Source organism: Sphingomonas sp. GW821-FHT09E03 (assembly GCF_059416225.1).
The window spans coordinates 753922-765587 of record NZ_JBWKOS010000001.1 but is presented as its reverse complement, the minus strand read 5'-3'; the positions used below and the strand labels follow the sequence as shown (position 1 = coordinate 765587).

Annotated in this window: 11 protein-coding genes; 4 read left to right on the top strand and 7 right to left on the bottom strand. The window is 67.6% G+C overall.

The window, feature by feature from the left end:
* Nucleotides 1-19 precede the first annotated feature (19 nt).
* Nucleotides 20-1432 (bottom strand): pyruvate dehydrogenase complex E1 component subunit beta, encoded by a 1413-nt coding sequence (locus tag AC07M8_RS04025; RefSeq protein ID WP_495173087.1) that lies wholly within the window; start codon nt 1430-1432, stop codon nt 20-22.
* The gene (pdhA, locus tag AC07M8_RS04020) at nt 1432-2466 is read right to left on the bottom strand and encodes a pyruvate dehydrogenase (acetyl-transferring) E1 component subunit alpha (RefSeq protein WP_267396268.1); all 1035 of its coding nucleotides are present in this window, start codon (nt 2464-2466) and stop codon (nt 1432-1434) included. Before pdhA ends, AC07M8_RS04025 begins: the two co-directional genes overlap by 1 nt.
* Nucleotides 2467-2700: 234 nt before the next feature.
* Between pdhA and AC07M8_RS04015 the strand changes: the two genes are divergently transcribed.
* From AC07M8_RS04015 to AC07M8_RS04005, 3 genes are read left to right on the top strand one after another with little or no spacing between them, the layout of a single operon-like run.
* Entirely contained in the window at nt 2701-4014 is a 1314-nt protein-coding gene (locus AC07M8_RS04015; protein WP_495173086.1) for an MFS transporter, read from the top strand.
* Nucleotides 4011-4931, top strand: a complete 921-nt coding sequence (cysK, locus tag AC07M8_RS04010) for a cysteine synthase A (RefSeq protein ID WP_495173085.1) — start codon at nt 4011-4013, stop codon at nt 4929-4931. The genes AC07M8_RS04015 and cysK overlap by 4 nt, the downstream gene beginning before the upstream one ends.
* Nucleotides 4928-6298, top strand: a complete 1371-nt coding sequence (locus AC07M8_RS04005; protein WP_495173084.1) for a cell wall hydrolase — start codon at nt 4928-4930, stop codon at nt 6296-6298. Before cysK ends, AC07M8_RS04005 begins: the two co-directional genes overlap by 4 nt.
* A gap of 328 nt (nt 6299-6626) precedes the next feature.
* Here the strand turns inward: AC07M8_RS04005 and AC07M8_RS04000 are convergent, their stop codons facing one another.
* Genes AC07M8_RS04000 through AC07M8_RS03980 form a run of 5 tightly spaced genes read right to left on the bottom strand, consistent with a single transcriptional unit; the run spans nt 6627 to nt 10058 of the window.
* Nucleotides 6627-8429 (bottom strand): acyl-CoA dehydrogenase C-terminal domain-containing protein, encoded by a 1803-nt coding sequence (locus AC07M8_RS04000; protein ID WP_495173083.1) that lies wholly within the window; start codon nt 8427-8429, stop codon nt 6627-6629.
* Between the two features lie 4 nt (nt 8430-8433).
* On the bottom strand, nt 8434-8859 hold the full coding sequence (locus AC07M8_RS03995) for a MerR family transcriptional regulator (RefSeq protein ID WP_267396236.1): 426 nt from the start codon (nt 8857-8859) through the stop codon (nt 8434-8436).
* A gap of 30 nt (nt 8860-8889) precedes the next feature.
* A complete protein-coding gene (locus AC07M8_RS03990; RefSeq protein WP_495173082.1) occupies nt 8890-9390 on the bottom strand; it encodes a hypothetical protein in 501 nt (166 codons plus the stop codon).
* Nucleotides 9387-9746: a phosphoribosyl-AMP cyclohydrolase gene (gene hisI, locus AC07M8_RS03985; RefSeq protein WP_495173081.1), complete on the bottom strand. Its 360-nt coding sequence runs from the start codon at nt 9744-9746 to the stop codon at nt 9387-9389. Before hisI ends, AC07M8_RS03990 begins: the two co-directional genes overlap by 4 nt.
* Nucleotides 9747-9806: 60 nt before the next feature.
* Entirely contained in the window at nt 9807-10058 is a 252-nt protein-coding gene (locus tag AC07M8_RS03980; RefSeq protein WP_495173080.1) for a DUF7218 family protein, read from the bottom strand.
* Nucleotides 10059-10203: 145 nt separating this feature from the next.
* Here AC07M8_RS03980 and purF point away from each other — a divergent pair, with 145 nt between their 5' ends.
* Nucleotides 10204-11661, top strand: a complete 1458-nt coding sequence (purF, locus tag AC07M8_RS03975) for an amidophosphoribosyltransferase (protein WP_267396232.1) — start codon at nt 10204-10206, stop codon at nt 11659-11661.
* Nucleotides 11662-11666 lie beyond the last annotated feature (5 nt).

Below are 11666 nucleotides of genomic sequence, written 5' to 3'. Positions count from 1 at the left end.
CTTCAAGCTCGTTAATCGATCACCCCTTGGGGATGATCTTGCGCACCGTCGCGATCACCTTGTCGGCGGTGATCAGCGCGAGCTTCTCGAGGTTGGCGGCATAAGGCAGCGGCACGTCCTCGTTGGCGACGCGCAGCACCGGCGCGTCGAGGTCGTCGAAGCCTTCTTCCATCACGATCGCGGTGATCTCCGACGCGATCGAGCAGGTCGGCCAGCCCTCTTCCACCACCACCAGGCGGTTGGTCTTCTTGAGGCTCTCGAGCACCGTCTGCTTGTCGAGCGGGCGCAACGTGCGCAGGTCGATCACCTCGGCGTCGACGCCTTCGGCGGCGAGCTTCTCGGCGGCTTCGAGCGCGAGCCCGACGCCGATTGAATAGCTCACCAAGGTGATGTCCTTGCCCTCGCGCATGATCCGCGCCTTGCCGATCGGCAGCACGTAATCGTCGAGCTTGGGCACCTCGAAGCTGCGGCCGTACATCAACTCGTTTTCGAGGAACACCACCGGGTCTTCCGAGCGAATCGCCGCCTTGAGCAAGCCCTTGGCATCGGCGGCGTCATACGGCGCGATCACGATCAGGCCGGGGACGGATGCATACCAAGGCGCGTAATTCTGGCTGTGCTGCGCGCCGACCCGGCTCGCCGCGCCGTTGGGGCCGCGGAACACCATCGGGCAGCGCATCTGGCCGCCCGACATATAGTTGGTCTTGGCGGCCGAGTTGATGATGTGGTCGATCGCCTGCATGGCGAAGTTGAACGTCATGAACTCGACGATCGGCTTGAGCCCGCCCATCGCCGCGCCGGTGCCGATCCCGGCGAAGCCATATTCGGTGATCGGCGTGTCGATCACGCGGCGCTCGCCGAACTCCTCGAGCAGGCCCTGGGTGACCTTGTACGCGCCCTGATATTGCGCGACTTCCTCGCCCATCACGAACACGCGGTCGTCCGCGCGCATCTCTTCGGCCATCGCGTCGCGCAGCGCCTCGCGGACGGTGAGCTTGACCATCTCGGTACCGGCCGGGATCGCCGGATCGGCCTTGCCCGGCTTTTCCGCCGCGGCGACGAGCTGGGTGGTGCCGGTCTCCTGCGCCTTGGGCGCGTCCGACTGGACTTCGGTGTTCTGGTCCGACGGCGCCGGCGCCGCAGCCTCAGGGGCCTTAGCCGGGGCGGCAGCCGCCGAGTCGGCGCTCTCGCCGTCCTCGAGCAGCGTCGCGATCACGGTGCCGACCTTGACGTTATCGGTGCCCTCGGCGACGGTGATCTTGCCGATCGTGCCCTCGTCGACGGCTTCGAACTCCATCGTCGCCTTGTCGGTCTCGATCTCGGCCATGATGTCGCCGGACTTGACGGTGTCGCCTTCCTTGACGAGCCACTTGGCCAGCGTGCCTTCCTCCATCGTCGGGGACAGCGCGGGCATCTTGATCTCGATCGCCATCAGTAGGACTCCACCAGGACGTCGGTATACAGCTCGGCCGGATTGGGCTCGGGCGTGCTCTCGGCGAAATCGGCAGCTTCGTTCACGACCTTGCGGATCTCCTGTTCGATTTTCTTGAGCTCGTCTTCCTTGACGCCCTGCTCGTCGAGCAACTTCTTGACGAATTCGATGGGGTCGGACTTGTCGCGCACCGCCTGCACTTCCTCGCGACTGCGATACTTGGCCGGGTCGGACATCGAGTGGCCGCGATAGCGGTAGGTCTTCATCTCGAGGATGATCGGGCCCTTGCCTGCGCGGACCCAGGCGAGCGCCTCCTCGGCGGCACCGCGGCAGGCGAGCACGTCCATGCCGTCCACCTGGATGCCGGGGATGCGGAAGCTCTCGCCGCGGCGATAGAGCTGGTCCTCGGCCGACGAGCGGTTGACGCTCGTCCCCATCGCATATTGGTTGTTCTCGATCACATAGACGATCGGCAGCTTCCACAGCTCGGCCATGTTGAAGCTCTCGTACACCTGGCCCTGGTTCGACGCGCCATCGCCGAAATAGGCCATGCAGACGCCACCGTCGTTGCTGTACTTGTGCTTGAAGGCGAGGCCCGTGCCCAGGCTCACCTGCGCGCCGACGATGCCGTGGCCGCCGTAGAACTTATGCTCGGTGGAGAACATGTGCATCGAGCCGCCCTTGCCGCGGCTGATGCCGGCCTCGCGCCCGGTCAGCTCGGCCATGATCACCTTGGGGTCGATGCCATAGGCGAGCATGTGGCCGTGATCGCGATACCCGGTGATCACCGAGTCCTTGTCGCCGTCGAGCGCCGACTGGAGGCCCACCGCGACCGCTTCCTGGCCGATATAGAGGTGGCAGAAGCCGCCGATGAAGCCGAGGCCGTAGAGCTGGCCCGCCTTCTCCTCGAAGCGGCGGATCAGGAGCATGTCCTTGTAGAATTTGAGCAGATCGTCGCGGGTGGCGTCGAACGGCCTGGGCTCGTTCGGGCGCTCGCGGTTGGGCGCAGGCGGTTCGGCAGTACGGACGGGCATTTTGGCCACGGGTTACCTCGGAGGTCCTGGGGAGATGTGGCGCCTATAGGCCCGGTTCGCCCGGAACATCAATTCCCCGGTATGCCGGTTCGCCGTTACGGTTTGTTTCGGGACAGTCCGTTGGCGCACAACCGGATGGAATGCCGCCGTTATTCCTCGCCCCGTCGTTCCCCTCACCGCCGCAAATGCCAAGTTTGTTGCCCTTTGCCCGCCCCCGCGCCAAAGCCGGCGCCGATGACCCACGCTCCGCATCCGTTCCGGATCGCCAACTTCCGTGCCTATTGGGCCGCACGCCTGTCGATGACGCTGGCCCAGAACGGCATGATCATCATCATCGGCTGGCAGACCTATGCGATCGCCAAGCGGACGATGACGCCGTCGCAGGCCGCCGCGCAATTGGGGCTGATTGGCCTGCTCCAGTTCCTGCCGCTGTTCCTCACCACGCCGATCACCGGCTGGGTGGCGGACCGGTTCGACCGGCGCTGGATCGCGAGGCTCACGATTTCGCTGCAGCTCGCCTGCGCGCTGGTGCTGGCGGTGACCACCTATCAGGGCACGATCGGCCTGCCCGTGATCTTCTCGGTCGCGGTGGCGCTGGGGCTCGCCCGTGCCTTCGCCGGCCCGGCGCTCGGCGCGCTCGCCCCCAATCTGGTGCCGCGCGAGGTATTGCCCACCGCGATCGCGCTCAGCTCCACCTCGTGGCAGGTCGGCGCCATCGTCGGCCCGGCGCTGATCGGCTACGCCTATGGCCACTCGCCGGGGCTCGCCTATTCCCTCGCCAGCGGCCTGTTCGCGCTCGCCGCGGTCGCGATGTTCCTGATCAGCCCGGTGGCGCGCAGCATCACCCCCGGCAAGGCTCACCCGCTCCGCCAGATCGTCGAGGGCCTCGTCTATGTGGGCCGCAACAAGCTGGTGCTCGGCGCGATCACGCTCGATCTGTTCGCGGTGTTCCTTGCCGGCACCACCGCGCTGCTGCCGATCTACGCCGCCGACATCCTCAAGGTCGGCGAAGGCGGCCTCAGCGCGCTCGCCGGCGCCCCCGGGGTCGGCGCGATGCTGACCGCAACCTTCTTCTCGATTCGGCCGCTCAAGACCAATGTCGGCCCCAAGATGCTCGGCGCGGTCGTGGTCTATGGCCTCGCGACGATGATGTTCGGCATCTCCACCTGGCTGCCGCTCAGCCTCGCCGCGCTCGCGCTCGCCGGCGCCGCCGACATGTTCTCGGTCTACATCCGCCAGTCGCTGATCCAGCTCTACACGCCCGACACGATGCGCGGTCGGGTCGGCGCCGCCTCGCAGCTCACCATCTCGGCGTCCAACGAGCTCGGCGAGGCGGAATCGGGCTTCCTCGCCGCCGCTTTGGGCCCGGTCGGCGCGGTGCTGGTCGGCGGCGGCGGCGCGGTGCTCGTCACCGTGATCTGGACCTTCCTGTTCCCGTCGCTGCGCAACGCACGGACCTTCGATCCGCCCCCGACGTTGATCGATCCGATCCCTGACCAGCCCAAGCTCAACCCCATCGACACCAAGGAAACGGAGCAAGCACGATGAAGGCCACCACTGTCCTTGAGACCATCGGCAACACCCCGCACATCCGCATCCAGCGGTTGTTCCCCAACTCCGAAGTCTGGATCAAGTCCGAGCGGGCGAACCCCGGCGGCTCGATCAAGGACCGCATCGCGCTCGCGATGATCGAGGCGGCGGAAGCCGCTGGCGATCTCAAGCCGGGCGGCACGATCATCGAGCCGACCAGCGGCAACACCGGCGTCGGCCTCGCCATGGTCGCCGCGGTGAAGGGCTATAAGCTCGTCCTCGTCATGCCCGAATCGATGTCGCTCGAGCGGCGCCGGCTGATGCTCGCTTATGGCGCCACCTTCGATCTCACCCCGCGCGAGAAGGGCATGAAGGGCGCGATCGAGCGCGCGATCGAGCTGGTCGAGCAGACGCCCGACGCGTGGATGCCGCAGCAGTTCGAAAACCCGGCCAACATCGACGTCCACGTCCGCACCACCGCACAGGAGATCCTCGCCGATTTCGCCGACTCGCCGATCGACGTGCTGATCACCGGCGTCGGCACCGGCGGCCACATCACCGGCGTCGCCGAGACGCTCAAGAAGAGCTGGCCCAACCTCAAGGTGTTCGCGGTCGAGCCCGCCGCCTCACCGGTGATCGCCGGTGGCCAGCCCGGGCCACACCCGATCCAGGGGATCGGCGCGGGCTTCATCCCCAAGAACCTCCACACCCAGGCGATCGACGGCGTGATCGAGGTCGACGCCGCGGTCGCCAAGGACATGGCGCGCCGCTCGGCGACCGAGGAGGGCCTGCTGATCGGTATCTCGTCGGGTGCGACGCTCGCCGCGATCCTCCAGAAGCTGCCCGACCTGCCCGATGGCGTCCGCGTGCTCGGCTTCAACTACGATACCGGCGAGCGCTATCTGTCGGTGCCGGACTTCTTGCCCGAGCAGTGAGCGCCCTCGCCCCGGCGCGCAGCCCTGCCACCGTCACCGGGGGCCTGCGCGCGATCCTCCTCGCAACCGCGGTCGCCGCGATCGCGGTACCGGCCTATGTCGTCACCCATGCGCCGGCGATGCCCCACCGCCATCGGCCGCGCGTGGTGCTGCCGCCGCCGCGGGTGGTGCCGGCCGCCGAGGTGCCGGCGGTGGAGCCGGTCGCCTTCGTCGACCTCAGCCCCGACGATGCCCGCGCCTATAATGCCGAGGTGCCGTTTTCGACCGAGCCCAATCCGGCGGCGCGCCCGTTCCGCTTCGTCGGCAGCGACGAGGAACGCGCCCGCGCCACCGACTGCCTCGCCGCCGGCGTGATCTACGAGGCCGGCGACGATGCCACCGGCGAGCGCGCGGTGGCGCAGGTGATCCTCAACCGGCTGCGCCATCCCGCCTTCCCCAAGACGGTGTGCGGCGTGGTGTTCGAAGGTGCTGAGCGCAGCACCGGCTGCCAGTTCACCTTCTCCTGCGACGGTGCGCTGACCCGGTGGAAGCCGTCGGATGCCGGTTGGCGCCGCGCCCGCGAGGTGGCGACGCTGGCGCTCGCCGGATCGGTCTATGCACCGGTCGGCTATGCGACCCATTACCATACCGACTGGGTGGTGCCTTATTGGCAGTCGAGCCTCGACAAGATCGCCGCGGTCCACACCCATCTGTTCTTCCGCTGGAGCGGCTGGTGGGGCACGCCGCCGGCGTTCAATCGCCATGTCGATCCCCACGAGCCAGTGATCGCGCAGCTCGGCCTCCTGTCCGACGCGCACAAGACCGGCGCCGCGCTCGAACAGGCCGCGGCGGCCCTGGCCGAGGTGGCGACCGTCACCGGCGCCGCGCCGACGCCGGTGGCGAGCGACAATGCGAGCTTCCTCGTCACCATCCCGCGCGGCACGCTTGCTGAGGGCTATCCCGCGCTCGCCAAGCAGGCGTGCGGCGACCGGCCGTCGTGCAAATATTCCGCCTGGGCGGATCCGGCGGCGACCCCGACCGCGCTGCCGCTCGAGCCCGCCCAGATCGCGGCGATGACCTTCAGCTATCTGCGCGACCGCGCCACCGGCGTCGACAAGGCGCTGTGGAACTGCCAGCAGGTCCGCCGGCCCGACCGCAGCCAGTGCATGAAGCAGCAGGTGCTGGTCACCGCGGTGCCGGTTGCCGCGGCGCCCCCCGTGGCGACGGCGACACCCGCCGATGGCCCGGCCGTGCTCGACGGCGTGCGCCGCAAGACCGCGACCGCCGAGGCGCCCGCGCCGGCGAAGACCGACGCCCCGGCCAAGGAACGCCGCTCGACGATCATCCGCCGCGCGCCGTCGCGACTGCCGATGGGCGGCACCGACTAGCCAGCGCCCGCTTTCCCCGTCGTCCTGAGCTTGTAGAACCGCACGAACCTCAAGGTGCTTCGACAGGCTCAGCACGAACGGTGGAATGAGTCGGCGCCGCTCCTCCTCCTCCGTTCGCCCTGAGCCTGTCGAAGGGCCTGGGTCTCCAACTGCTTCAACAGGCTCAGCACGAACGGCGGGATGTGTCGGCGGCCCCCTCCTCCTCCGTTCTCCCTGAGCCTGTCAAAGGGCCTGGGTCTCCAGCTGCTTCGACAGGCTCAGCACGAACGGGCGGAGGTTATGCAATCCGCCCTTCGCCAGCATCGAGTCCCTAGCCTCGGCGCCGGCCTCACGCCGCCCGGAACATCTCCGGCGGCAGCGCCATCAGCGATTCGGCGCCGCCCTCGATCTTGCGCCGCAGCGCGCCGGCATCGGGCATGATCCGCTCGGCGAAGAAGCGCGCCGTCACCAGCTTGGCGTCGAGGAACGCGGCATCGCCCTCGCCCGCGGCCTTCAGCGCCGCTGCGGCCCGCGCCATTCGCAGCCACATCAGTCCAACCGCGACGATCCCCATCAGATGCATGTAGCTCACGGCGCCGGCACCGACATTGTCGGGGTTCTGCATGCCATTGGCCATGAACCACATCGTCGCCGCCTGCAGCTGGCCGAGCGCCTTTTCCAGCCCGATCGCGATGGCGGCGGTCGCCTCGTCGTCCTTGCCCGCCGCCGCCTCCTCGGCGACGATCGCGAAGAACGCCTGCACCGCGCGGCCGCCCTTCTGGGCGAGCTTGCGGCCGACCAGATCCATCGCCTGCACGCCGTTGGTGCCCTCGTAGATCATCGCGATCCGCGCATCGCGGACATACTGTTCCATGCCCCATTCGGCGATATAGCCGTGGCCGCCATAGACCTGCTGCGCGTTGGTCGCGATCTCATAGCCCTTGTCGGTGCCGACGCCCTTGATCACCGGGGTCAGCAGCCCGATCAGATCAGCGGCCATCTGCCGCTCGTCCTCGTCGACCGCGCGATGCTCGAGATCGACCTGGAGCGCACCCCACAGGCAGAGCGCGCGCAGCCCCTCGGTCCAGGCCTTGCCCTCCATCAGCATGCGGCGGATGTCGGGGTGGACGAACAACGGATCGGCCTTTTCGTTCGGCTCCTTGGGGCCGGTCAGCGCCCGGCCCTGGCGGCGGTCGCCGGCGTAGATCACCGCATTCTGATAGGCGACCTCGGCGATACCCAGGCCCTGCAGGCCGACGCCCAGCCGCGCCGCGTTCATCATGATGAACATCGCGGCGAGGCCCTTCATCTCCTCGCCGACCAGCCAGCCCTTGGCCGCATCATAGTTCATCACGCAGGTCGAGTTGGCGTGGATCCCCATCTTGTGCTCGATCGACCCGCAGCTCACCGCGTTGCGCGCACCGAGGCTGCCGTCGTCGTTGACCAGCACCTTGGGCACCACGAACAGCGAGATACCCTTGGAGCTGTCCGGCGCCCCCGGCGTCTTCGCCAGCACCAGGTGGATGATGTTGTCGGTCAGGTCATGCTCGCCCGCCGAGATGAAGATCTTGGTCCCGGTGATCGCATAGGAGCCATCGGCCTGCGGCTCGGCCTTGGTGCGGATCAGCCCCAGATCAGTGCCGCATTGCGGTTCGGTGAGGTTCATGGTCCCGCCCCATTCGCCCGACACCATCTTGGGTACGTAGAGCGCCTGCTGCTCGGCCGACCCTTGCGCGACCAGCGCCGCGATCGCGCCATGGGTCAGCCCCGGGTACATCGCGAACGCCATGTTGGACGAGATCATATATTCCTGGAACGCCGTCGACACGACGTGCGGCATGCCCTGGCCGCCATGCTCGGGCTGGTTGCCGAGCGTCGCCCAGCCGCTCTCGACATATTGTTGATAGGCTTCCTTGAAGCCGTCGGGCGTGGTGACGGTGCCGTCGTCGTGGCGCGTGCAGCCCTGCTGGTCGCCCGACAGGTTGAGCGGGAACAGCACCTCGGCGACGAAGCGGCCGCCTTCCTCCAGCACCGCGTCGACGACATCGGGCGTCGCCGCCTCGAACCCCGGCACATTGGCGTGGCGCTCGAGGCCGACGACATGCTCGAGCACGAAACGGGTGTCGCGGACGGGGGGCGTATAGCTCGGCATGGGATTATCCTCTCTCGTCTTGGGCGCGGCCTGCTTCGAGCAGGTCCACGAATTCGGTCAGTTCGGTGATCGCGGCATCGATGTCGTGCTTCTGCCGCTCGAGCGTTTCCACCCGCGCGCGGCACCGGTCGATCGCGGTCTGGCGCTGGGCGCGACGGCCATCGCCGAGATCGTAGAGATCGATCATCTCGCGAATCTCGCCGAGGCTGAACCCCACCCTTTTGCCGCGCAGAATCCAGGCGAGCCGCGCGCGATCGCGGTGCGAATAGATCCGCTGGGTGCCACGGCGCTCGGGTGCGATCAGCCCCTCATCCTCGTAGAAACGCAGCGCCCGCGCGGTGACGTCGAACTCCGCGGACAGGTCGGAGATGGAGAACGACTCGCGATCGTCGCGAGGGTCGATCACGGCATAAGCAGGTGACGTGGCCATGGCCCGAACTACCTGACCTTTACGTCAACGTCAACCTGTGCAGAGCGGCTTGCCACTGGGCGCGCGCAGCGTTTCCGCCTCCGACGCCGAGGCGCTCAGCCGCTCCACCGACACCGCCGACAGCGTCGCTCGGCCGGTGCAGAGCGCGTCGCAGGCGGCGGGCAGATCGGCCGGAAAGCTCAGCCGCTCGCCATCGAACTGGGCATCGAACCGGCAGCCGCCGAAGCTCACCGCCACCTTGTCGCCCGATTGCCGCGCTGTGCCCGAGGCGACACAGCCCTGCCCCTCGCCATAATCGATCAGCACGCCGAGCCGGAGATTGCGGCTGTCGCCGGCGGCGGCAGGCACCACGCACATCCGGTCGGTCTCGCGCGCCCAGGAGCCGACGAGGCTCGCGCGTGCCGGATCGGCGACAATCCCCGCCGCGCGGGCCGCCTGCTCCAGCTGCGCGCCGGGCGAGCGATCCACCGCCGCGGGCTCGTCGCCGCACGCCGCCAGCATTAGCGCCGCGGTGATCACGATGCGCCTCATGCCACCGGCACGAGCGCGTCCCCCTCGAGCCGGCGGTAGAAACAGCTCGCCGCGCCGGTGTGGCAGGAGGGACCGGCGGGATCGGCGATCACCCACAGGGCATCCTGGTCGCAGTCGATCCGCATCTCGACCACGCGCAGCACGTTGCCCGAGGTTTCGCCCTTCTTCCACAGCCGGGCGCGGCTGCGCGACCAGAAGGTCGCCTCGCCGCTCGCCCGGGTAAGGGCCAACGCCTCGGCGTTCATGTGCGCGACCATCAGCAGCGCACCGGCGCGGTCGGTCACCACCGCGGTGATCAGCCCCGCGGAGTCATATTTGGGATCGAGGACAAGTTCGGTTTCGCGGGGATCGGCCATGACGCTTCCTATCCCGACCGCCGCCGCGACGGAAGCGCCGCCGCTGGTCCCAACTCTCTTCTACTTGTGGTCCCGGATCGCCTTGGCTAGGCCCGCCTTGTCGAGCTTGGAGCGTCCGGCGATCCCGATCTTGCGTGCCTCTTCCAGCAGGTCCGCCTTGCTGCGCGCCTCCAGCTTGGTGCTGCGATGATCCAGCGAGCCATTGGCCTTGGCGTTGGCGATCCGCGCCGCCTTTTCCGCCGAATTACCTTGGCTTCGCAGCTCTTCGTACAGGCCGTCGTCCTTGATCTGACGGCCGTGATCCTTGGCCATGGGCTCTCTCCTTCCGGGGTGCGAAAACCCGCGATGAGACGGATGGGTTCGTTTTCCTGTGACAAACACGCGACAAATCCGCCCGCGGTGCCTATATGGCGCCTCGCACGCCCCACCTGCCGCCCCGCATCACGTGAGCCCTGCCATGCTGACTACTCATCCGTTCGACGACGACAAACTCCGCGAAGAGTGCGGGGTATTCGGTGTCTCCGGTAGCGACAGCGCTGCCGCGCTCGTGGCGCTGGGCCTCCACGCCCTGCAGCACCGCGGCCAGGAGGCGGCCGGCATCACCAGCTTCGACGGCCATCATTTCCACACCCATCGCGCGATGGGCCATGTCGCCGGCAATTTCGACCGCGACGACGTCATCCGCGCGTTGCCGGGCGACCATGCCGTCGGCCACGTCCGCTATTCCACTACCGGCGAAACGGCGCTGCGCAACGTCCAGCCGCTCTATGCCGAGCTCGCGAGCGGCGGCTTCGCGGTCGCGCACAATGGCAACATCTCCAATGCGATGAAGCTGCGCCGCGAGCTGATCCGCCGCGGCTCGATCTTCCAGTCGACCAGCGACACCGAGACGATCATCCATCTCGTCGCCACCTCCAACTATCGCACGCTGCTCGATCGCTTCATCGATGCGCTGAAGCAAATCGAGGGCGCCTACGCGCTGGTGGTAATGACGCCCGAGGGCATGATCGGCTGCCGCGATCCGCTAGGCATTCGCCCGCTGGTGATGGGCCGGCTGGACGGCGCGGTGATCTTCGCTTCCGAAACCGTCGCGCTCGACGTCTGCGGCGCCACCTTCGAGCGCCAGATCGAGCCCGGCGAACTCGTCATCGTCCAGGGCGACGAGGTCCGCTCGATCCGTCCGTTCGCGCCGATGGCGCCGCGGCCGTGCATCTTCGAATGGGTCTATTTCTCGCGCCCCGACTCGATCGCGGGCGATCAGTCGATCTATACGGTGCGCAAGGCGATCGGTGCCCAGCTCGCGATCGAATCGCCGGTCGAGGCCGATCTGGTCATCCCGGTGCCCGATTCGGGCGTGCCCGCGGCGATCGGCTATGCCCAGCAATCGGGCATCCCGTTCGAGCTCGGCATCATCCGCTCGCATTATGTCGGCCGCACCTTCATCCAGCCGGGCGACAAGGTCCGCCACCTCGGCGTCAAGCTCAAGCACAACGCCAATCGCGCGCTGATCAAGGGCAAGCGGATCATCCTGATCGATGATTCGATCGTGCGCGGCACCACCAGCCTCAAGATCGTGCAGATGATGCGCGATGCCGGTGCGGCGGAGATCCATATGCGCATCGCTTCCCCGCCGACGCGGCATAGCTGCTTCTACGGCGTCGACACGCCGGAACGTGCGAAGCTGCTCGCCGCCAAGCTCGATCTTGGCGGAATGACCGACTTCATCCATGCCGACAGCCTGGAATTCGTCTCGATCGATGGGCTCTACAAGGCGCTCGGCGAAGCCCGCCGCGCCGAAATCCGTCCCAAATATTGCGACGCCTGCTTCACCGGCGACTATCCGACGACGCTGACCGACCATGACGATACCTCGCCGGTCGATCAGTTCCAGATGCTCGCCGAGCGCGTGATCTGATCATC